The sequence below is a fragment of the Marinomonas sp. GJ51-14 genome (genome assembly GCF_055808695.1).
Genome location: NZ_CM147879.1, coordinates 898,007 through 918,875 on the forward strand (window position 1 = coordinate 898,007; position 20,869 = coordinate 918,875).

General features: G+C 42.1%; 22 protein-coding genes. 13 read left to right on the plus strand and 9 right to left on the minus strand.

Annotated features, from left to right (window positions below; translation table 11 throughout):
- From AC0L3Y_RS04435 to AC0L3Y_RS04455, 5 genes are all read left to right on the plus strand, one after another.
- Positions 1–1,125, plus strand: coding sequence for an ABC transporter ATP-binding protein (locus AC0L3Y_RS04435; protein ID WP_473469267.1), 1,125 nt, complete (start codon positions 1–3; stop codon positions 1,123–1,125).
- On the plus strand, positions 1,115–1,984 hold the full coding sequence (locus AC0L3Y_RS04440) for a carbohydrate ABC transporter permease (RefSeq protein WP_473469270.1): 870 nt from the start codon (positions 1,115–1,117) through the stop codon (positions 1,982–1,984). The genes AC0L3Y_RS04435 and AC0L3Y_RS04440 overlap by 11 nt, the downstream gene beginning before the upstream one ends.
- A gap of 10 nt (positions 1,985–1,994) precedes the next feature.
- Complete coding sequence (locus AC0L3Y_RS04445) at positions 1,995–2,855, plus strand: carbohydrate ABC transporter permease (RefSeq protein ID WP_473469273.1); 861 nt, start codon at positions 1,995–1,997, stop codon at positions 2,853–2,855.
- Positions 2,856–2,866: 11 nt separating this feature from the next.
- A complete protein-coding gene (locus AC0L3Y_RS04450) occupies positions 2,867–3,139 on the plus strand; it encodes a DUF2160 domain-containing protein (protein ID WP_473469275.1) in 273 nt (90 codons plus the stop codon).
- Positions 3,140–3,214: 75 nt separating this feature from the next.
- Entirely contained in the window at positions 3,215–4,939 is a 1,725-nt protein-coding gene (locus tag AC0L3Y_RS04455) for an ABC transporter substrate-binding protein (RefSeq protein ID WP_473469277.1), read from the plus strand.
- Positions 4,940–4,991: 52 nt separating this feature from the next.
- On the opposite strand, the gene AC0L3Y_RS04460 is transcribed toward AC0L3Y_RS04455, so the two are convergent.
- Entirely contained in the window at positions 4,992–5,885 is an 894-nt protein-coding gene (locus AC0L3Y_RS04460; protein ID WP_473469279.1) for a LysR substrate-binding domain-containing protein, read from the minus strand.
- A gap of 133 nt (positions 5,886–6,018) precedes the next feature.
- On the opposite strand from AC0L3Y_RS04460, the gene AC0L3Y_RS04465 reads away from it, so the two are divergent.
- Together AC0L3Y_RS04465 and AC0L3Y_RS04470 are read left to right on the plus strand one after the other, a co-directional pair.
- Entirely contained in the window at positions 6,019–6,420 is a 402-nt protein-coding gene (locus tag AC0L3Y_RS04465) for a glutathione S-transferase N-terminal domain-containing protein (RefSeq protein ID WP_473469281.1), read from the plus strand.
- Positions 6,360–6,671 (plus strand): glutathione S-transferase C-terminal domain-containing protein, encoded by a 312-nt coding sequence (locus AC0L3Y_RS04470; protein ID WP_473469283.1) that lies wholly within the window; start codon positions 6,360–6,362, stop codon positions 6,669–6,671. The genes AC0L3Y_RS04465 and AC0L3Y_RS04470 overlap by 61 nt, the downstream gene beginning before the upstream one ends.
- Before the next feature lie 73 nt (positions 6,672–6,744).
- Here AC0L3Y_RS04470 and AC0L3Y_RS04475 read toward each other — a convergent pair whose 3' ends face one another.
- The gene (locus tag AC0L3Y_RS04475) at positions 6,745–8,121 is read right to left on the minus strand and encodes a Fic family protein (RefSeq protein ID WP_473469285.1); all 1,377 of its coding nucleotides are present in this window, start codon (positions 8,119–8,121) and stop codon (positions 6,745–6,747) included.
- Positions 8,122–8,457: 336 nt separating this feature from the next.
- Here AC0L3Y_RS04475 and AC0L3Y_RS04480 point away from each other — a divergent pair, with 336 nt between their 5' ends.
- Entirely contained in the window at positions 8,458–9,351 is an 894-nt protein-coding gene (locus AC0L3Y_RS04480) for a phytanoyl-CoA dioxygenase family protein (protein WP_473469287.1), read from the plus strand.
- Positions 9,352–9,355: 4 nt separating this feature from the next.
- Here AC0L3Y_RS04480 and AC0L3Y_RS04485 read toward each other — a convergent pair whose 3' ends face one another.
- From AC0L3Y_RS04485 to AC0L3Y_RS04500, 4 genes are all read right to left on the minus strand, one after another.
- Positions 9,356–10,741 carry an MATE family efflux transporter gene (locus tag AC0L3Y_RS04485; protein WP_473469289.1) on the minus strand — a complete coding sequence of 462 codons (1,386 nt, stop codon included), beginning with the start codon at positions 10,739–10,741 and terminating at the stop codon, positions 9,356–9,358.
- An 89-nt stretch (positions 10,742–10,830) separates the two neighbouring features.
- Entirely contained in the window at positions 10,831–11,256 is a 426-nt protein-coding gene (locus AC0L3Y_RS04490) for an EVE domain-containing protein (RefSeq protein ID WP_473469291.1), read from the minus strand.
- On the minus strand, positions 11,256–11,630 hold the full coding sequence (locus AC0L3Y_RS04495) for a VOC family protein (protein ID WP_473469294.1): 375 nt from the start codon (positions 11,628–11,630) through the stop codon (positions 11,256–11,258). Before AC0L3Y_RS04495 ends, AC0L3Y_RS04490 begins: the two co-directional genes overlap by 1 nt.
- A gap of 119 nt (positions 11,631–11,749) precedes the next feature.
- The gene (locus AC0L3Y_RS04500) at positions 11,750–12,451 is read right to left on the minus strand and encodes a helix-turn-helix transcriptional regulator (protein WP_473469296.1); all 702 of its coding nucleotides are present in this window, start codon (positions 12,449–12,451) and stop codon (positions 11,750–11,752) included.
- Positions 12,452–12,775: 324 nt separating this feature from the next.
- Between AC0L3Y_RS04500 and AC0L3Y_RS04505 the strand changes: the two genes are divergently transcribed.
- The 4 genes from AC0L3Y_RS04505 (at position 12,776) to AC0L3Y_RS04520 (ending at position 16,428) form a co-directional block, all read left to right on the plus strand.
- Positions 12,776–13,912, plus strand: coding sequence for an outer membrane beta-barrel protein (locus AC0L3Y_RS04505; RefSeq protein WP_473469298.1), 1,137 nt, complete (start codon positions 12,776–12,778; stop codon positions 13,910–13,912).
- Positions 13,913–14,197: 285 nt separating this feature from the next.
- On the plus strand, positions 14,198–14,836 hold the full coding sequence (locus tag AC0L3Y_RS04510) for a porin family protein (RefSeq protein WP_473469299.1): 639 nt from the start codon (positions 14,198–14,200) through the stop codon (positions 14,834–14,836).
- A 7-nt stretch (positions 14,837–14,843) separates the two neighbouring features.
- Positions 14,844–15,503, plus strand: coding sequence for an OmpA family protein (locus AC0L3Y_RS04515; RefSeq protein ID WP_473470586.1), 660 nt, complete (start codon positions 14,844–14,846; stop codon positions 15,501–15,503).
- Positions 15,504–15,876: 373 nt separating this feature from the next.
- Positions 15,877–16,428: a porin family protein gene (locus AC0L3Y_RS04520; RefSeq protein WP_473469300.1), complete on the plus strand. Its 552-nt coding sequence runs from the start codon at positions 15,877–15,879 to the stop codon at positions 16,426–16,428.
- A 103-nt stretch (positions 16,429–16,531) separates the two neighbouring features.
- Here the strand turns inward: AC0L3Y_RS04520 and AC0L3Y_RS04525 are convergent, their stop codons facing one another.
- Entirely contained in the window at positions 16,532–17,755 is a 1,224-nt protein-coding gene (locus AC0L3Y_RS04525) for a TIGR03862 family flavoprotein (protein ID WP_473469304.1), read from the minus strand.
- A 155-nt stretch (positions 17,756–17,910) separates the two neighbouring features.
- Entirely contained in the window at positions 17,911–18,498 is a 588-nt protein-coding gene (locus tag AC0L3Y_RS04530) for a DUF502 domain-containing protein (RefSeq protein ID WP_473469307.1), read from the minus strand.
- Positions 18,499–18,680: 182 nt separating this feature from the next.
- Between AC0L3Y_RS04530 and AC0L3Y_RS04535 the strand changes: the two genes are divergently transcribed.
- Positions 18,681–19,589 carry a LysR family transcriptional regulator gene (locus AC0L3Y_RS04535; protein WP_473469309.1) on the plus strand — a complete coding sequence of 303 codons (909 nt, stop codon included), beginning with the start codon at positions 18,681–18,683 and terminating at the stop codon, positions 19,587–19,589.
- Positions 19,590–19,605: 16 nt separating this feature from the next.
- Here the strand turns inward: AC0L3Y_RS04535 and AC0L3Y_RS04540 are convergent, their stop codons facing one another.
- Entirely contained in the window at positions 19,606–20,868 is a 1,263-nt protein-coding gene (locus AC0L3Y_RS04540) for an amidase family protein (RefSeq protein ID WP_473469312.1), read from the minus strand.
- Between the last annotated feature and the right edge of the window lies 1 nt (position 20,869).

The following is a 20,869-nucleotide window of genomic DNA, read 5'->3' on the forward strand; positions in this document are numbered from 1 at the left end:
ATGGCTGAAATCACATTAAATGCTTTGGCTCACACCTATACGGAAAACCCAACACGGCCAGAAGATTATGCCATTCGTGAAATGACTCATGTTTGGGAACAAGGCGGTGCATTTGCATTACTCGGCCCTTCAGGTTGTGGTAAATCAACACTCCTGAACATCATCTCTGGCTTGTTAGAGCCATCCAATGGCGAAGTCTTATTCGACGGAAAACGCGTCAACGAACTAAAACCAGAAGAGCGTAACATTGCTCAGGTTTTCCAGTTTCCTGTGGTATACGACACCATGACGGTATTCGATAACCTTGCCTTCCCACTGCGTAATATTGGTGTTCCAAAACATAAGATCACTTCTAAAGTTCATGAAGTGGCAGAAATTCTAGAGCTATCTGATCAATTGCAACGAAAAGCCAAAGGCTTATCTGCTGACCAGAAACAAAAAGTCTCCATGGGCCGCGGTTTAGTTCGTGACGATGTATCAGCCATTTTGTTTGATGAACCGCTTACCGTTATTGATCCACAATTAAAGTGGAAACTGCGTCGTAAGCTCAAGCAGATTCACGAGCAATTCAACATCACCATGGTGTATGTCACCCACGATCAGTTAGAAGCATCGACCTTCGCCGATAAAATCGCCGTAATGTACAACGGGCAAATCGTGCAATTCGGTACACCAAGAGAACTATTTGAAAATCCAGCTCACACTTTCGTTGGTTATTTTATTGGTAGCCCAGGGATGAACTTCTTCGAAGCCGAATTAAGAAACAATGAAATCGTCTTTGGTAAACACATCATACCAACCAGTGACACGATGTTAACGCATTTAAAAGGCATGGGGATAAGCAAGGTAACACTCGGCATTCGCCCTGAATTTGTTCATGTTTGGGACGGAAAAAATGATGATGCCTTTGCGGTAGAGGTGGACTACGTAGAAGACCTTGGCACATACAAAATTCTGTCCTTCTTATTTCATGGCCAAGTCATGAAAGCACGCCTAAGTGAAGATCAAAAGGTGCCTTCTGGACAGATTTACGTCAGCTTCCCAGAACAGTGGACAAAGATTTATGTGGATGAGTATTTGGTAGATCTAACACCTCAGAATAAGGAGACCGACCATGCAAACTAAAGTCGAAAATAACAAGGCGTGGTTCCTTGTTATGCCAGTTTTCTTGATCGTTGCCTTCTCTGCCATTATTCCTTTGATGACGGTAGTGAACTATTCGGTACAGGATATTTTTGACCCTTACACCCGTTACTTTGTTGGCACAGAATGGTTCAAACAAGTCATGTTAGACAGCCGTTTACATGAAGCCTTGCTGCGTCAGTTTATCTATTCCTTCACCATTCTAGCGATTGAAGTACCACTGGGTATTTGCGTTGCCTTAATGATGCCAACGAAAGGTCGAGGCGCTTCTTTGGCTCTGATTCTTGTGGCAATTCCACTTCTCATTCCGTGGAACGTAGTAGGAACCATTTGGCAAATATTTGGCCGTGCAGATATAGGCTTGTTCGGTGCCTTTATGAGCTATATCGGCGTCGATTATAACTATGCCTCAAACCCTACTGACGCTTGGTTAACCGTTGTCTTGATGGATGTTTGGCATTGGACACCTTTGGTGGCCCTGTTGTGCTATTCCGGCTTACGAGCCATTCCTGAAGTTTATTATCAAGCGGCTCGCATTGACCGTGCTTCTCGCTGGGCCGTATTCCGTTACATCCAGCTGCCTAAGTTAACCAACGTGCTAATCATTGGGGTGTTATTGCGCTTTATGGATTCTTTCATGATCTACACCGAACCTTTTGTACTTACTGGTGGGGGACCGGGAAGTTCAACGACCTTCTTGAGCCAGTCGTTAGTACAGCAAGCCATTGGACAATTTGACCTTGGCCCAGCAGCTGCATTCTCACTGGTATATTTCTTAATCATCTTGCTTGTGTGTTGGGTGTTTTACACCACCATCATGAACATGCAAAAAGACAAGTAGGAGCGGAATCATGCAATCTTCAAAAGAACAAGCACCCGTTTTTAGCCGTGCAGAACGTAAAGCTCGTAATGCAAATTTACGTGGCCGTTTTGGTCTCGTGCTTTATGTTGTTTTATTACTGTTACCAATCTATTGGTTGGTCAACATGTCGTTCAAAAATAATACTGAAATCCTCAGTGGGCTGTCTTTCTATCCAGCAGATTTCACCTTAGAGAACTACGCTAAGATCTTCAGTGATGCAACCTGGTACATGGGCTACGTTAACTCAGTTTTTTACGTTTCCATGAACATGGTAATCAGCCTATTAGTCGCATTACCAGCAGCCTATGCTTTTAGTCGTTATAAGTTCATTGGCGATAAACACATGTTTTTCTGGTTACTTTCTAACCGTATGGCACCACCAGCGGTATTCTTACTGCCTTTCTTCCAGCTTTATTCTTCTGTGGGTTTGTTCGATACCCATATAGCGGTAGCGCTGGCCCATTGTATTTTCACCGTGCCTTTGGCTGTGTGGATATTAGAAGGATTTATGAGTGGCGTGCCTCGTGAAATTGACGAAACCGCTTATATCGATGGCTACTCGTTTCCAAAGTTTTTTGTGCGCATCTTCATTCCTTTGATTCGCTCTGGCATTGGGGTGACCGCCTTCTTCTGCTTCATGTTTTCTTGGGTAGAGCTTTTGTTGGCGCGTACTTTGACATCAGTCGACGCCAAACCTATCGCAGCTATTATGACCCGTACTGTATCTGCATCAGGAATGGATTGGGGACTGCTCGCTGCAGCGGGCGTACTTACAATCCTTCCAGGAATGCTGGTCATTTATTTTGTTCGTAATCATGTGGCGAAGGGCTTTGCTCTTGGTCGAGTGTAAGGAGAATTACTATGGTTTGGATGTCTTGGACATTACCGACGGCTCTATTCTTTATCGGCATTGCTGTGCTCTTGGTCGGCATGACCACATGGCAAATTGTATCGCCTTGCGTTGAACGTCGTGGCTTCTTGCCACTGGCAACAACCCGCGGTGATCGCCTATTTATTGGCCTGCTAAGCAGCGCCTTTATCCACCTCGCATTCGTTGCTTTAACGGATGTGAACATTGCGGTGGCAACCACCCTATGCGTATTTTGGATGCTTATCCTAATGCGCTGGGGCTAGTCAGCGTCCCTAATTTATAGGAACGATGGATTATCTGGCACGAAAGCCAAAAACTAAACTTTGTTGAGGTAAAACATGCGCTACAATAAGAAAAAAATTGCACTGGCAGCCTTACCCTTTGCTGTAATGCTACATTCTGCCAATATTTGGGCAGATGCGTATTCTGATGCAGCAGAAAAATGGGTAGATAACGAATTTTCTGTTTCAACATTAACCAAACAGCAACAACTAAGTGAGTTGCAATGGTTCACCGACGCCGCGAAGAAGTTCCGCGGTATGGAAATCAATGTAGCATCAGAAACACTAACAACACACAAATATGAGTCACAAGTCTTAGCAAAAGCTTTTGAAGAAATCACAGGAATCAAGGTTAACCATGATTTGATTCAAGAAGGTGATGTTGTTGAGAAACTACAAACTCAAATGCAATCTGGTCGTAACATTTATGACGCCTACGTAAATGACTCAGATTTGATTGGCACCCACTTCCGTTACGGAAAAGTTGTTCCTATTTCTGACATGATGGTCGGTGACGGCAAAGCTTATACATCACCTACTTTAGACTTAGCTGACTTTATCGGTTTAGATTTCACTACTGGCCCAGACGGAAAACTTTATCAGTTGCCAACTCAACAGTTCGCGAACCTATACTGGTTCCGTGCAGATTGGTTTGCTCGTCCTGATCTAAAAGCAAAATTCAAGTCCACCTACGGCTATGATTTAGGCGTTCCAGTTAACTGGTCTGCTTATGAAGATATTGCTGAATTCTTCACAGATAAAGTGAAAAACATCGATGGCGAACGTGTTTACGGTCACATGGATTATGGTAAGAAAGACCCTTCTCTAGGTTGGCGTTTCACTGATGCTTGGTTCTCTATGGCAGGTGCTGGTGATAAAGGTACACCAAACGGTCTACCGGTAGATGAATGGGGTATTCGTATTAAAGATGCCTGTCATCCTGTAGGCTCAAGCGTATCCCGTGGTGGTGCAACGAACGGCCCAGCGGCTGTTTACGCAACAACAAAATATGTAGATTGGTTGCGTAAGTACGCGCCACCAGAAGCGCAAGGCATGACCTTCTCTGAATCTGGTCCAGTACCGGCTCAAGGTGGCGTTGCTCAGCAAATTTTCTGGTACACAGCCTTTACTGCAGACATGACAGCCAAAGGCCTTCCTGTTGTAAATGAAGACGGCACACCAAAATGGCGTATGGCGCCATCACCAGTTGGACCATACTGGGAAGAAGGCATGAAAAAAGGCTACCAAGACGTTGGCGCTTGGACCTTCATGAATTCCACTCCTACCGATCGTCGTCTAGCTGCTTGGTTGTATGCTCAATTCACCACTGCGAAAACAGTGTCCTTGCAGAAAACATTGGTTGGCCTAACGCCAATTCGTGAGTCTGATATCAATTCCCCAGAAATGGCAGCTGCGGCACCTAAACTGGGTGGTTTGGTAGAGTTCTATAAAGGACCTGCTCGTAAACAATGGTCTCCAACAGGTATTAACGTGCCTGATTATCCTAAACTTGCACAACTTTGGTGGCAGTATATTTCTCAAGCCGCAAGTGGTGAAGCGACACCTCAAGAAGCCCTTAACGGCCTTGCGGAAGCACAGGATAAAGTTATGGCTCGTTTAGAACGCGCCAAAGTACAACCTGTTTGTGGCCCTAAACTGAACGAGCCTCGTGACGAAGCTTATTGGTTGGCACAACCAGGTTCACCAAAAGCAAAACTGTCTAATGAGAAGCCTAAAGGCGTTACCATTGCGTATGACGAGTTACTCCGCTCTTGGGAATAATAACTTTTTCGTAGACTCCCTACGTGTTTGACCGGCTTAGGCCGGTCTTTTTTTATCTCTGAAAAGCGAATTGCTTATTATCTAAAACAAAACGCTGACTTAAACGAGCTGCTAAATGAGAGCCAAATAAAGGATGAGGGATCGGCGCAACGGCAAGAACAATATCGACGGATGGCAGAGCTGGTAAGTCACTTTCGTGAATAATATCCAATCCATAAGACACACTAGACAAAGCCATGGCACTTATTCCTTGGCCTTTGCGTAATAAGCTCTTAATGGCCGTCGCACTGGAGCTGCTGCACATGATTTGATAATCACGGCCTTGTTTTTCCAAACCATCAATTGCTGCGCTGTGGAACTTACAATCTGGCTCGTACAACACCAAAGACAATGGACTCGCGTCTTCTACTTTTTTCACCTTTTCTTTATTTTCTAAAAGCGCCTCTGCGCCTTTTACCCAAACACCAGAATCATGTTTAAGCAGATAACCCTCTTCTGCATCAGGCGCACGGGTTAATATTGCGAGATCTACTTTTCCTTGGTCTAACATCAGACGCAATTGAGTACTGCAATCACACACAATGCGTAAACTTTGCGTTGGCAACGCATCTCGAATCAATTCAATAATGGAAGGCAACACAGATTCAGCGTAATCGTCAGGACAGCCTATGGTTAACGGTGGATGCTGAAGGTGTGCCGAGAAATGCCCAAGCGCCTCATCATGCAAAGAAACAAGCCGTCGCGCATAACTCACTAACTGCTGCCCTTGCTCGGTTAACCCTAGGTTTCGTCCTTCCTTCACAAACAAAGCATGACCCGTTTCTTCCTCTAGGCGTTTCATTTGCATACTAATCGCGCTTTGGGTACGAAACGTCTGTTTTGCGGCGCGGGTAAAACTGCCCGTATCAACAAAAGCGATAAAACTACGAAGTGCATCAGTATCCATGAAAAAGCCATCTATCAATGTTTGGAATAGGAAGCATCAAAACTATTCGTTAGTCTTTCAAAAAACAAGCTGTAACAATAATTTCCATTGAATAGAGACATTAAATAAAGGTATCAAACAAAAGGAAGACATTATGAAACTCATCATAGGCAATAAAAACTACTCGTCTTGGTCGCTACGACCTTGGTTGGCTTTAAAAGCATTCGGAGTTTCTTTCGAAGAAATCAAACTCGGTCTTTTCACAGAGAACTTTTATACAGAGCTCGCGAAATATTCCCCTGTTGGCAAAGTGCCTGTTCTCGTCGATGGAGACATAAACGTGTGGGATTCCCTCGCGATTTGTGAATACATCAACGAAAACTATCTGAATAACAAAGGCTGGCCAGAAAACAAAAACCTACGAGCAGAAGCTCGCTCTTTCGTAGCCGAAATGCACTCTGGTTTATTTTCCATACGCGGCGAAATGCCGATGAATTGCCGAGGAAAGAAAAAATATCTTTATCGCCAGAAGCGAAAAAAGAAGTTGAGTGGTTAGACAATACTTGGGCAAGATTAAAAAACAAGAATGAAGCAAAAGGCGATTATCTGTTTGGTGAATTCAGTTTGGCGGATGCTTTCTTCGCGCCCGTTGTTTTCCGCTTTGCAACTTATAGTATTGAGGTTTCAGAGCAGTCAAAAGACTACATGAAAACAATGCTGGCTCATCCTGCCATGCAAGAATGGTTGAAATATGCAAAAGCAGAAAACGCCGTGATTGACGTCACGGAAGTGGGCGAAAGCCTATAATCAAAAAACGCAGCGTTCTTAAAGGAAAGCTGCGTTTACCAAACAAGCTAAAAGAGAGAGTACAGTGACTGGCTTAAGACGATCTTTTTTTGTCTGAAGTCCATGAAGTAACAAACTCTTTTTGGTCAATCATTTTATAAACCCATTCACGACCATCTTTTACTTTTATAAATAAGTCTAGCTCTACCAATCCATTTAAGACTGTTGCCGCCGTATTATAGGAGCAACCAAGGTTGTCTTTTACATTATTAATGGTAAAGGTAACCGCTTTTCTACTTTTGGCGACTTGAAATACCATTTGTTGCTTATCCGTCAATTGACGATATAAACCTGAATCCCATAACCATTTATTAAAGGCTTCAGATTCATACACAGACTCTGTGTATGACTCGCTAAACTTATTAATCGCCCGAATGATGATGCGACATTGATAGTCCACAAAATAGGTTAAATCCATTCCATCGGTCTCGGTATAAAGATAACTTTTCCCATATTGCACAGGCGCTTCTTTCAATAAGAGACTAATGGCAATGTAGCGAAAAGCCGCAAACTCGTTTTTAAACATATACCAATAAAACAGCGCTCTCGCGACACGACCATTACCATCATGAAAAGGATGTTCATAACCAATTCTAAAATGCAGTGTTATTGCCTTCACTAACGGATGAATGTAGTCATTGTTATCTGCATCATGATGGGCTTCATTTACCCACTTTACTAAGCTATACAACCTTTTTTGTAAGTTCATCGCAAGTGGCGGTGTATGCACGATTTCACCATCGTTATTTTCTACTACCACATCGTCCGTCGTCCGTATCACACCTAGTTTGTATTTTTCGTCTTCAATTCCTTCCACCCCAACTTGATGTAATTCTTCGATGAGCTCAATAGACAAGTCTTTATCTCGATTTGCCCAAGCAAATTTCATCATTTTGAAGTTACCTAGAATCATTTTTTCATCAAGGCTTCTCGGCTTTCTTGCTCTTTTGAGCATGTCTTTCGCTACTTTGGTTGTCGTTGCTGCACCTTCTAACTGACTACTGCTGATCGCTTCATCTTCTATCAAATCATTTAATAGGTAATCTAAATGCTTCTGTTCACCAATTTTGCTACACATCCACTCCAAGGCTGCCGTGGTTGTCTTTCTGTCTGTCTCACTAATGGCTTTATGGATAGTTGGAGTAAGGTATAAACTTGCATTAAAGAAATCATTTGTTTGATGATCTAAATAAAGAGACTGTTTTTGTTTTTCTCTCGCTTCTTTTATTAATGACCAAACGACCGTTAAATCCAACTTTTTAGGTAAACGCCTCTTAATTTCATCAAAGTGAAAATACCTTCCTTTGGCATCAACTGGAGACATGTAATCGATATAGTCGATGAAGAATGGATGCACAGAAGAATGATTCAATGGATCTTCTAGTTGTTTTTTAGGAGGAAGTGAAATCATGTTTATCTCAAAAATAAAATAAATTGAGATAAGAATAGCAAAACCCTTTCGCTCTGTCTCAAAAAGACCAAAAAATGAGATAAATAAAATAATACTTACTAAACAGAGATATTCATGACAATGAATTTGAAGTCAAAAGATGTAAAAGAAAAATGGAAAAGTTTATGACATCTCATAGACCGCTGCACTTGCGAAACCTTTTTAGTTGCGAGAAAAATAGGTGGAAAACACTTAGGCTTGTACGCCAATCTCGTGTATTTGGGAAATGCTCTCAGAATACTTGAAGAATTCATTTAAAAACGAATAAGCGCACTCATATTCAAAAAGGAAAATCCGATGAAAGCCACTTCAGCTCAAGCCCTTAAAACCTTCCAAGACAATGGCTTTCTTAAGCTTTCCAATGTCATTGATGCGGAAAGAATCACAAAACTTCGTGGTCAGTTTTGGCATGAGATAAATAATACATTTGGTATTTCTCTTAGTGATCCAAGTACATGGTTTCATAATCCTAGCAATCCTGTTGGCGGCTCAGGTGCAAAGCGTTTAAATGGCATAGGGCCGATGATGCGAGACCTGAAAGCGTCTGGTAAATTCGGCACGATAGAAGAGATGATGCAGTCGGCAATCGATCCAATATTTGGTGACAACACATGGCGTCCGTTAGACCTTTGGTATTCCCTGTTGAGTTTTCCGGGAAGCGAAACCAAATGGAATGTGCCGCATAAGTCTTGGCACAGCGATGAGCCGATCGTCGTTGGGGATTCTAATCCGTGGAGTCTATTCGTCTTTTTATTGCTCGATGACGTCAGTGTCGACATGGGTGCAACGGCGGTGGTTTCAGGCTCTCATCGTCGCGCAGAACAACTTGCCGAGAGAATCGCCAGATCAGATCAAGAAGCGGTAATAAAAGCCTTTGATTCTGTAAACAGCGGGTTGATCGATAACCCTAAAAACACACGCTTGCTGACGACCGATAACCTATTAGAACCGCTCACACAAGAAGATCCTTGGATGAAAGCGCTGGTGACAGAAGGCATGCCAGAGCAGCGTATCAAACAATTCGTCCAAGAAGGCGGCACTTACCATGGCATAGAACAAAAAGTGGTTTCTCTTACCGGTTCCGCAGGCGACATCATCATACTCAATCCCCGTTGCCTTCATTCGACGTCAGCCAATATTTCCTCTCTTCCAAGGCAAATTATCCGACTCGATTTTAGGCGTCACGCCTAGCCTTCTATGCGTCTTCGTCATACATGAGTTTGTCCATTTTTGCTTGGTCGAACTCTTTTATGGACTTTCTCGCCAGCATTCTAAAAGGTAAAGCTTTGACGACTTCTTCAAACGGTTGAATCGCGAACGCCCAGAAGATAGACGCATCGAAATACAAAATCAGCAAGGCGCAAAGCGGGATAGAAATAACCCATTGACCAATGAAGTTGATTTTAAAAACAGAGGTGGTTTTTCCTAGTGCTCGCAGAATATGCCCGTGAACCGTGTTGTAACCTCGAACAATCGGTAAGAAGATATACAAAGGGGCAATCACGCTGAGTGCCACATAAGTTTCCGCTTCCAGATCTGGGTAAATGCTCGGTAGAAAGAAATGCAAGACAACAAACAAACCCGCGCAGATGATGGAAACAATCACCGCGACATCGATGCTTTTATTAATGTTATCCGCCAAGTCATCCAGCTTTTTTGAACCAATTGCCTGACTGATACTAATCGCCGAGGCGTGCGCCCAAGAAGCCACAAACTGACCGATTCCTCGCAACCAAGGCATGATAAGAATAATCGCCGCATAAGCATTAAGACTTAGCTGTGAGTAGAGTAATTGATAAATACTGATGCCAATTTGCAAGATGGTGATATTGGCAGCAAAGGGGAAAATTTCGACACTGTGTAAACGGATGCTTTTCATCAATGTCGATAAGCCATTATTAAACTCAAGATCCAATGTGCGATCGATTTTCAAACAAAAGATTAAATAAAGCAGTCGAATCATGATGGCAATCAAACTGCCTAACGCCGCGCCTTCGACTCCCATTCCTTGAAAGCCTTCCATTCCTTGAAAATCGCCCACACCATGAATCAAGAAATAGGACAAAACCGCGTTAATTGGCATCTCGATAAGATAACCCTTTAATGGCGTTTTACTTTTGTCTCGACTATTAAATAAGGCAATCAATACCTGAGCGATGGCAGTAGAAGGCACCAAATAAATAGCCAGTTCCAAATACCCTTTTGTTTGCTGCTGTAACAGCAAGTCGCCTGACAAGGATGAAACAATCGATTGCGCGCCGAAATACATCGAAATACAAAACACCAACGCCACAGCAAAATTAATGGACAATCCAGCCCAAAAACCTTTGGTTAACAGATTGTTATTTCCCGAACCAACAGCGCGACTTAAAATGAGTTGAGTACCGTTTGCCAGCGCCATTTGCACGCCAAGCATGAAGGCCAAAATTGCAGAGGCAATGCCCAACGCCGCCAAAGGAACCTCCCCCAAAGGAGAAATCAGTAGCGTATCTATCATCAACATAGACTGCATCAACAAACCATTGAGTGCCAATGGCCAAGCGAGAGAGATGTTTTTTCTAAGATAAGATGGGGAAGACATCGTTGTCCTTACGATATATTACGACTAAGAAAATATAAGCAAATAACAAGGTCTATTATTCCACAGAAATACCAACAAGATTGAGTCTTTTATTGGGTGCAACCTAGGGTCATCGCAGATGCGATTACCTGAAAGTCATCATCACTAATTTCAAACAAGCCAAACCGCATAGGGTACGCCCAGTTTTGGTTACCGGCGCTGAACCTCATTCGGTCCAAGAGAAGATAAACGGATACTGGATGAGCGGGAAACCAATTCACATCACGTCGATAAGGCACAAAACCGTTGCCCGTATCGAACGGGTAAACAAGATCGTTCTTTACTTCACCTATCGCCGTAAACGCTTGGCATTTTTGTTTCTCTCCAAACACCTCGACGGAAGAATAATAGGCTACTTTATCACCTGCTTTTATACGTTTTAAGGGTTTGTCTTTACCATGACAAACCTGCATAAAACCACCTTCAACACCTCGACGAACATGGTCCGCCGAAGCCACTGCAATCCAACAAGCCATTAAGCTTTTTCACTGCAATACACACGTAAACGATGTCCATCTGGATCAACAGCGGTGAAGGTTGTGCCAAAGTCCAATTCTGTTGGTTCTTGGATAATGGTGACATCAAGTTCACGCCATTTTGTATGGGTGATTTGTAACATGATGAGATTGCTTACCATAAAAGCGACTTCCATTGCGCCTGCACGTTCTGTGTCGAGAGCGGGAATCACATCACGCTTTGCCCATAAGGCAAATTTTGTACCTGACTCAGATACGAACAGAGCAAACCCGTCCATCACTTCCACTGGCTCTCGGTCTAACAACGGCCGATAAAACGCTAAGCTGCGTTCAACATTTTCGACATACAAAATAGTGAAATTTGGAAGATCCATAATGATTTATCCTTTTAAAGTGATTTCTTATATAAAAATAAGCTTCGCAAAAACGCATCAAGCTTTGACCTGATGACGATAGAATAAACAAGGGTAGTGTCAGTTTCTGTCAGCAGTGATCAATTGGCGTTTATTGTGCTCGCCCCATTCAAAGTAGCTCGCCAACGTTTCAATAAAGCATGTCGAGGCGTCGAATAACGTTCTTGCTCTAACTCGCTACTGATGATTCGATCTGTACGAAAGTTACGGATTTCTTGTCGTAACTCACACCACGCGACTAATACTCGAACTTCATCAAAATAGCCTAATGCAAAAGGCCAAATACGACGAGTGGTTTGCTTATTTTTCAGATCTAGATAGGCGATAGAAAGCACTTTTTCATCTCGAATGGCTTGGCGAATATCAGGCATATTAATTGAATCTTTCACCGCATCTTTACTTGGTCCAATCAATAAAGAGGTATCGTTTAAGGTATTTTTGAGTTCAGGAGGTAATACGGCAGCGATTTTATTCAGTGCACTTTTTGCTCCGTTGCTCAATTGGCTGTCAGTGCGTTGTGCGACCCAGCGAGCGCCTAACACTAGGGCTTCAACTTCTTCATCCGTAAACATTAAAGGTGGCAGCAAATACCCTGGGCGCAATACATAACCGAGTCCTGCTTCACCTTCGATGTTGGCGCCTTGATCTTGCAAAGTAGCAATGTCTCGATACAAGGTTCGCAGACTAATGCCTAACGATTCAGCCAACTGCTTCCCTGCGATCGGAGAACGACGATTACGCAATAAATCAATGAGTGCTAATAAACGCTGAGAGCGAACCAAACAAAACCCCTATTTTATATTTATTGAGCCACACAAAAATGGCTTAACTTAAAATGCATCTTTCCTCACTTGAAGAAAAGCCTTATCTGATTTTTTAAAGTGAAAAATTCATGTAATTAATCTCGCCTCTTTTTACACTTCTAACCTCTATTTTCAGTCATCTCTGTGTTGAACATGATTGTTAGGTCAACTCTACGTCATGATTGAGAAATATCAGGTAATACTAGGGTTACAGGTCGTTTTTTTATCATTTTTTAAGCTCAAACAAACACGTTATGCTGATGCAAAATATGACATACATTGATTTTTATCAGGAGATAAAACATGTCTTTTACCTTAGCAAAACGTACGCTGGTTGGCAGCCTTATTACTGCCGCATCTTCTTTTTCAACATTAGCCTTGGCGCAACAGCAAGCAGGCTTCACAATCACGCCAAGTATTGGCTATTACAATATGGACGATGACAGAAACACTAAGGATGGCGAAGCGTATTCACTTGGGTTAGGTTATCAATTTAATAATCCATGGGCGCTGGAGTTTGTTTATGTAAATGCAGATACCAGCTTCTCTAGCAGCAACACAGATGTCGATGTCGACCAATATCGCCTAGATGCCTTATATCACTTGCCAACCAATAGTTCATTGAATCTAACACCTTATTTGGCCGCCGGGGTTGGCAAAACAGATTTTAGCAGTCCAAGCACTAACAATACCCAATTTAACGCAGGTGGCGGTGTGAAATACGCGTTAAATGACAGTTTGTCATTACGTGCTGATTTTCGTTTATTAAACGATACCGAAGACAACCATGTGGATCATATGACGTCTGTTGGCCTTCAAATGACCTTTGGTCACTCAGCTGCAAAAGCAACACCTGTTGTCACCCTGGTTGAAGAAACAGTCACTGAAGAAACGGTTACAGAACAAGTTGAAGAAATCCGCCCTGAACCAGAAGTCATTACTGAACCAGAAGCCGTTATTAAGCCAGAGCCAATGGCTGAACCAGAGCCAGTTGAAGAAATATTCCCAACAGAACCCACATTAGATGAACCTGTATTTGCAGAAGGTGAAGAACCAAGTTTGTCTGAACAAGCGGCAGTGGTTGAATCACAACCACCAGTTACATTAAATGTTCAGTTTGGTAACAATAAAACAACAGTGGAGCAGGCGTTTTACCCTGAAATAGAGAAACTAGCGACCTATTTGAACGAAAACCCGAACAGTACAGTCGTTATTGAAGGTCATACCGATGATAGTGGTGCGGCAAGTTATAATCAGTCTGTTTCCGAAAAACGCGCTCAAGCCATTGCTGATGTACTCATCAACATCTTCCAAATTTCAGAGAAGCGCGTCAGTGCAATTGGTTACGGTGAAGAAAAGCCTTTATTCAACAACGACACGGCACAGCACCGTAAAGCGAACCGTCGAGTAACTGCCGTCATCTCTTCAAACGAAGCGTAATAGGGTAAAAAAACAGTCATCAAAACCAAATAAAAGTCTGCTTAGAAAATGATTTTTAAGCAGACTTTTTGCTTTGTAAAGCCACCACTCAAGCTCAAATACATACTTTTTTTCTTTCTATAAGCCCCTTAAAGTCACTTATTTGTAACCGTCTTCGAATATGTTCGCTTTTGTATCAAAACCTTCATTTCCCATCCTGTTAAGCGATAATGCGGCACTTTCTAGCCAATATAGAAACTTTTTCTTACTAGATCCAGTTTTGAAAACTTATCAGGAAACTTTTACATGTCTTTTTTATTAAATAAACGCATTTTTATTACCAGCCTTATTGCGGCTTCATCTATAGCACAAACACAAGCTCAATCTGAAGAAGGTTTCACAATTGCACCAAGTATTGGCTACTACAATATGGACAACCACCGTGGTATTAAAAACGACACAGCTTTGTCACTTGGTTTAGGTTATCAGTTTGGTAATCCATGGGCGGTAGAGTTTGTTTACTTAAACGCGGATAGCAAAACATCAACAGGTAGTACCAGCGTAGACGCAGATCAATTCCGTTTAGATGGCCTGTATCATTTAGAAGAACGTAATCAATTCATCCCTTACTTGGCTGCGGGTGTTGGTACAACTGACTTCAGTCCAGGATCTAACAATGCGTTAATAAATGCTGGCGGCGGTTTGAAATACGCATTAAATGACACACTATCATTGCGTGGTGATTTTCGTTTAATCAGAGATATTGAAGATCATGAGCTAGATAATCTAACAACAATTGGTTTGCATTTTGTTTTTGGTGGCGACCTTGTTAATAAGTCAGGTCTAAAAGAAAAATTCTCAGAAACTATAGAAGAAAAGAAACCTGAATACGAAGAAGAAGTTGCAGCGGTCAAAGAACAAGTAGAAAAAAGTCGCGCAAGCTGAAGATAAAATTGCTGAAACAAAAGCAGAAAATACTGATGCAGATAACGACGGCGTAAAAGATGCTAATGACCTTTGCTTAGCCACTCCAGCAAACATTTCTGTTGATACCCAAGGTTGTGCACTGGATACAGACAAAGATGGCGTCGCAGATCATCAAGACAACTGCCTAACAACCCCATATGGTGTTTCTGTTGATGCGAAAGGTTGTGCATTAGATGACGACAAAGACGGTATCGCTAACCATCTTGATATGTGTTCAAACTCTGCTTCTGGCGCAAAAGTCGACGAGAAAGGCTGCTATCTTGCTCTAGAAAGTCAAAAATCTGTACGTTTAGATGTTCAGTTCGGTAACAATTCTATTGTTGTTGAACAAAAATATTACACTCAAATCGAAGAAGTGGCTGATTTTCTAACAGAGTACCCAAATACAAACGCAATTATCGAAGGCCACACAGATGACCGAGGGTCAGCTAGCTATAACCAAGCAATCTCTGAAAAACGTGCACAAGCAATTGTTGATGTATTAGTTAACGCTTTTGGTATTTCAGCAGAACGCGTAAGTGCTATAGGTTACGGAGAAGAACAACCTTTACTTAACAACGAGACTGAATCTAACCGCAGTATTAACCGTCGAGTTACTGCGGTTATCTCTTCAATCGAAGGCTAATGATAAAAATCAAACAAACGCCTGATGGAAACATCGGGCGTTTTTCTTCGTCTCAAAAAACCGAAAAATCAACTGACACAAACTCACTAAAAACACATCAAAACGCCAATCTTACTTACTCTCGTCACAATTACTTTTAGTCATTTAGAAGTGCAAAACTATTGTAATAATCGCCGCATTTCTTCCACCATTTCGGCTAATTCAAGGACTGAAATCATCTGAATACAACCACTTTAGTAAAGCCTGCGTCATGATTGGTCAGAAGCTATTCATGTCCTATTATTTGCGCATTTTAAGGGGGCTTTTCAAGAAAAACTATTAGCGTAATCTGGCTATCGAACAATAAACATTATGTTCATTAGGAGAAATTATTATGTCTAACACTTTTACAAAACGCACTCTCTTTAGCGGTGTCTTGATTGCCTCATCTCTAGCAACAATGGCATACGCAGAACCACCAAAACCTGGCTTTACTGTGACACCAAGTATTGGCCTCTACAACGCCGATGGTGATCGTCAAGCTGGCGACGATACTTCTTATTCTATTGGTGTTGGTTATCAGTACCACAGTCCATTGGCTATCGAAGCTGTTTATCTAAGTTCTAATGCTCGTGAAAACGGACAAAACAATGATTTAGACCAATTACGAGTTGATGGGTTATACACCTTGCCAGAGTTTAAAACGGTAAAGTTAACACCTTATCTGGCCGCAGGTGCTGGCATCATGGATGTAGACGGTAATGACTCAAGCACAAACCTATTTATTAACGCTGGCGGTGGTGTGAAATATGCACTCAGCAAAGAAGTCGATCTCCGTGCTGATTTTCGATTAGTGAAGGACATTGAAGATAACTACTTAGATAACGTGGCCTCTCTTGGCGTGCAATACTCTTTCGGTCACCCGAAAAGTCAAACAGACTATTAATGAGTGGCTCATGAGTTATTCATTTTTATAACAGCATATGCCATAAAGACAAGAAACGCCCAATGGAAACATAGGGCGTTTTTATGGATCAGTCCTCTTTAACTTAATGGTTTGCTAACCAATCATTCACACCTTTTGCAGCTAAATGACCTGTGGCAAAACAAGCGGTTAATAAATATCCGCCAGTAGGCGCTTCCCAATCCAGCATTTCTCCAGCACAAAACACGCTCGGCATCGAGTTCAACATCAGCTTGTTATTAACCGCACTTTCACAAACGCCACCAGCGCTGGAAATAGCTTCTTCAATGGGTTTGGTCTTATAAAAATTTGCCGGCAATGATTTCAAACAGTGAGCAAGCATTTCAGGAGTTTGATATTGGCTTTTATCATAAACCTCGTATAAAAGGGCCGTTTTAAGGCCACTTATGCCAAGAGTACGTTTTAAATATTTACTGAAGGATTCTTTGGATTTGATATTATGCAGCTTTTTAATGACTTGCTCTTCACTTTGTAAAGGCAAGAAATCCATTTTAATAGATGCTTTGCCTGAAAGATTAATGTCGTCGCGAATGTATTTCGAAAAAGCATAAACCAAGCTGCCTTCCATACCATCTTTGGTGACAACGCACTCACCTTTTTTCGAAACCACCTTGCCATCGCTTAAAGTATACGAGAAGGAAACATCTTTTAAGGGACTACCAGCAAACTTTGTTTGTAAATGCTCACTCCATTCACTGTAGAAGCCACAGTTCGCACCTTGTAATGGCGCAACCTTAACACCACTATCTTGAAGAACAGACAACCAAGCGCCATCAGAGCCTAATTTTGGCCAGCTCGCGCCTCCCATGGCCAAAACTATAGCATCGGCCTTCGTTATTACTTGTTCACCACTATAATCAAATGTCACCTGGTTGTTGTCTAAAGCGATCATTTTATGACGCATATGAAACTCAACACCGGACTCACGCAAACGTTTCAGCCAGTTTCTCAATAAAGGTGCCGCTTTCATATCTTTTGGAAAAACACGTCCGGACGTACCAACAAAGGTTTCGACACCTAGGTCATGAATCCACTGTCGCAATGCGTCCGCATCAAATTGACCAATCGCGGTATCAAGCCAATCGGCTTTATCGTAATAGCGTTGGATAAACTCAGGGTAAGCTTCGGAATGAGTAATATTCATACCACCCACACCCGCCAATAGAAACTTACGGCAAGCGCTAGGTTTGGCGTCGTAAACATGAACTTGATGGCCTGCGGCACAAATGCCTTCTGCCGCCATTAAGCCTGCTGGACCTGCGCCGACAATAATTACTGTTTTTTGCATCAACACTACTGAGCTCATCAATAAAATAAAAACGCATAATAAAGAATATTGTAGCAGACACCAATAACTTCTCGTAAAAGGTCCGTTAACGATTCTTTCGAAAATTTATAAAGTCTGTTAAGAGAATAAAAATAGGCATTCGCTACCTTATATTATCACTCTTCCTTTTTAGGGCTACTTTGTACACCTGCGGTTAACGCTAATCGCATGGCTTCTTCAACACCTATATCCAGTTCCGTTAATCGATCACGGGAAATGTAAAAAGTCATCCCACCGATTTGATAACTCAATGGCACATAAACGCCAACCAAATCTTGATCACCAAATAATCTTTGTCCTGTCTTTTCACCTGTTACAAACCCAATGACTTGAGCACCATTCCATTCAATTGAAACGACACTTTTCATTTCTTTCTTTTCTGACAGGTTAAAGACCATCATCATGTCTTTGAACGCGCCATAGATAGATTTCACCAATGGTATGCGTTCAAAAATATTTTGACTTAGCTTTACCAAGTAACGAACACCATAAAGATTTACCAAGAAGCCAATCAATACCAAAATACTTAAGCTGGCAATCAACCCTAAACCAGGAAAATAAATGCTGTCAGGAATTAGCCATAATACAAGCGGTTGGGCGAGTTTTTCACCTGTTGCCAATAACCAGTAAATTAAATACACAGTCAAACCAATAGGTAAAACCGCTACCAAACCTTTTAATAACAAAGAAACTAATTTATTCATTGTGCTTATGGTCCTATGTTCATATCTCTTTAGATTGGTTCACAGCATAGCGCATGCTCTATTGCAGACCAAAGACTCTCAACCTTCTTAACGAAAAGATTGCTCAAATCGGACTAGCCTTATACTCTTTCGACTGTAAATACGTATTTTCCCCACATTTCAATGTTTATTGGAGTCCTATCTTGAACTACAAACGTTTAGAGACCTTTGTTTGGGTTGCTTCATTAGGCAATTTTCGCAAAGCCGCCGAGCGCCTTCATACAACCCAGCCCGCTATTTCGGCTCGTATTGCAGGGTTAGAAGCTGAACTGGGTGTAAAACTGTTTGAGCGTGAAGGAGGCTCTAGTCCAATTATCCTAACGTCAAAAGGTAAAGAGCTTCTTCCTTACGTAGAAAAGATTCTTTATCAGACAGAGCAATTACGAAAACGTGCTGAAATCTCCACTGCATATTCTGGCGTATTGCGCTTAGGAGTATCAGAGACCATAGCTAACACATGGTTGCCTGCGTTTTTATCTCGCTTGCATCAAGATATGCCTAATCTAGATGTAGAAATGACTGTTGATGTGACTGCAAATCTTTCTGTGGGAATTCAAGACAGAACCTTGGATTTAGGACTATTAATGGGGCCAATTTCTGAGCCTAACATAGTCAATCGTGAGCTGTGTACTTTCGCACTTTCATGGGTAGCTAGCCCAAAGCTTGATCTACCTGATCGTATTCTATACCTCGAAGAGTTAGTCAAATGGCCAATTATCACTTACGCTCGAGCTACTAAACCTTATATTGAAATCAATCAGAAATTTAGAGAATTAGACGGACCACCAGCACACTTTTTCGCGTCAACATCATTGGCAGCCTGTCGTAGTTTAACCATCGATTCCGTAGGTATTTCAACACTACCAAACATTATGATATCTAAAGAGTTAGAAGAGGGTAAATTGCGTAGACTAAGAGCCGTTTGGACACCAAGCAATCTTAACTTTACCGCTTCGTACTCAGATGAACCTTTCAACCCATTAGCCGAAGTAGCAACTGAGATTGCTGTAAAATCTGCACAAGAATACAGCAAACGCCAGAGTGAAAATTAAGCAAAACAAGAAGCTCTTATTTATGTATAGAAGCTTCTAGTACTTTCGCTAAATCCAATATCTGCTGATCCATTCCGTTATTCCCTGTCAGCATGAGTCCCATTGGTTCACTTTGGAAGCGGAACGGTAATGACACACTGCAGCCATTCAGCACATTGGCCAACGACGTATTGCGCAAGCACAATAAGTTCAAACGATCATACTCGGTATTTTCTTCAAGATCTGCCAACTTAGGTGCAAGCACCGCCACGGTTGGCAATAAGAAAATTGTATTGGCTTCTTGGCTTTCGACACTTTGAATAAAGGCTACTCTCGCCGCTTTTGTTTTTTCAAAATCATCGCTATTCATCGTCTTAGCGCGCGCAATACGAGAAGCTACCCTAGGATCCATAGCCACCGTATTCAAATCATAGCGTTCACCATAGTAAGCATCACATTCGAATGCAGAGAATTGCCAAACAGGTAAAGTCTTATAGGCTTCTAACGCATCAACGAAACGGTGTTCGATTTTTAGACCGCTTGCTTCAAGACGAACTAACACTTCTGCAAAGCCTTGCTCAACCAATGGGTCTAACTCATTCATTCCAAAGTTGGTTGGAACTACTAAGGTAAGTTGGGAAAGGTCCGTGTGGTTTTTCGTCTCTTGCGTACCAGACAAGGTTTTCCAGAGTAATTCGCACTCTTCCACACTATTCGCAATCGGACCAACCGAATCTAGCGCATCAGACAAAGGTAAGCTGCCTTTACGTGAGACAGTTTGTTGAGATGGCTTAAACCCTGTCACACCACAAAATGCAGCAGGTATACGTAATGACCCACCAGTATCTGTACCAAGTGCAGCATCGGCAATACCAAGCGCAACCGACACTGCGCCACCGCTGGTAGAACCACCAGGGATACGACCAGATATCACAGGATTATTTGGTGTTCCATAATGCGGATTCAAACCTAATCCAGAGTAAGCAAGTTCCGTCATATTCGTATGACCGATAAACGACGCACCAGCATCTCGTAATGCTGCAACAGCATCTGCGTCTGCGGTCGCCTTTTTATCATTAATAAAAATAGAACCTGCTTGTGTTCTATAGCCCGCAACATCAAACAAATCTTTAATCGAAATAATCGAACCAGTTAACGGCCCTTGCTGTGGTGTTTGGTATTCAAACAACTCAGTAAAAACATGGCCCCCCTTACTATCAATAGTGGCTAGAGATTGCTCCCATTGCACCAGTAAATCTCTATTCGACCAGGTAAGATGTGTTTTCTTTGATTGCGTCATA

Excerpts from the sequence above, each read along its gene's own strand:
- AC0L3Y_RS04435 (WP_473469267.1), top strand. The coding sequence starts at position 1 with ATGGCTGAAATCACATTAAATGCTTTGGCTCACACCTATACGGAAAAC.
- AC0L3Y_RS04440 (WP_473469270.1), top strand. The coding sequence starts at position 1,115 with ATGCAAACTAAAGTCGAAAATAACAAGGCGTGGTTCCTTGTTATGCCA.
- AC0L3Y_RS04445 (WP_473469273.1), top strand. The coding sequence starts at position 1,995 with ATGCAATCTTCAAAAGAACAAGCACCCGTTTTTAGCCGTGCAGAACGT.
- AC0L3Y_RS04450 (WP_473469275.1), top strand. The coding sequence starts at position 2,867 with ATGGTTTGGATGTCTTGGACATTACCGACGGCTCTATTCTTTATCGGC.
- AC0L3Y_RS04455 (WP_473469277.1), top strand. The coding sequence starts at position 3,215 with ATGCGCTACAATAAGAAAAAAATTGCACTGGCAGCCTTACCCTTTGCT.
- AC0L3Y_RS04460 (WP_473469279.1), bottom strand. The coding sequence starts at position 5,885 with ATGGATACTGATGCACTTCGTAGTTTTATCGCTTTTGTTGATACGGGC.
- AC0L3Y_RS04465 (WP_473469281.1), top strand. The coding sequence starts at position 6,019 with ATGAAACTCATCATAGGCAATAAAAACTACTCGTCTTGGTCGCTACGA.
- AC0L3Y_RS04475 (WP_473469285.1), bottom strand. The coding sequence starts at position 8,121 with ATGATTTCACTTCCTCCTAAAAAACAACTAGAAGATCCATTGAATCAT.
- AC0L3Y_RS04480 (WP_473469287.1), top strand. The coding sequence starts at position 8,458 with ATGAAAGCCACTTCAGCTCAAGCCCTTAAAACCTTCCAAGACAATGGC.
- AC0L3Y_RS04485 (WP_473469289.1), bottom strand. The coding sequence starts at position 10,741 with ATGTCTTCCCCATCTTATCTTAGAAAAAACATCTCTCTCGCTTGGCCA.
- AC0L3Y_RS04490 (WP_473469291.1), bottom strand. The coding sequence starts at position 11,256 with ATGGCTTGTTGGATTGCAGTGGCTTCGGCGGACCATGTTCGTCGAGGT.
- AC0L3Y_RS04495 (WP_473469294.1), bottom strand. The coding sequence starts at position 11,630 with ATGGATCTTCCAAATTTCACTATTTTGTATGTCGAAAATGTTGAACGC.
- AC0L3Y_RS04505 (WP_473469298.1), top strand. The coding sequence starts at position 12,776 with ATGTCTTTTACCTTAGCAAAACGTACGCTGGTTGGCAGCCTTATTACT.
- AC0L3Y_RS04510 (WP_473469299.1), top strand. The coding sequence starts at position 14,198 with ATGTCTTTTTTATTAAATAAACGCATTTTTATTACCAGCCTTATTGCG.
- AC0L3Y_RS04520 (WP_473469300.1), top strand. The coding sequence starts at position 15,877 with ATGTCTAACACTTTTACAAAACGCACTCTCTTTAGCGGTGTCTTGATT.
- AC0L3Y_RS04525 (WP_473469304.1), bottom strand. The coding sequence starts at position 17,755 with ATGCAAAAAACAGTAATTATTGTCGGCGCAGGTCCAGCAGGCTTAATG.
- AC0L3Y_RS04530 (WP_473469307.1), bottom strand. The coding sequence starts at position 18,498 with ATGAATAAATTAGTTTCTTTGTTATTAAAAGGTTTGGTAGCGGTTTTA.
- AC0L3Y_RS04540 (WP_473469312.1), bottom strand. The coding sequence starts at position 20,868 with ATGACGCAATCAAAGAAAACACATCTTACCTGGTCGAATAGAGATTTA.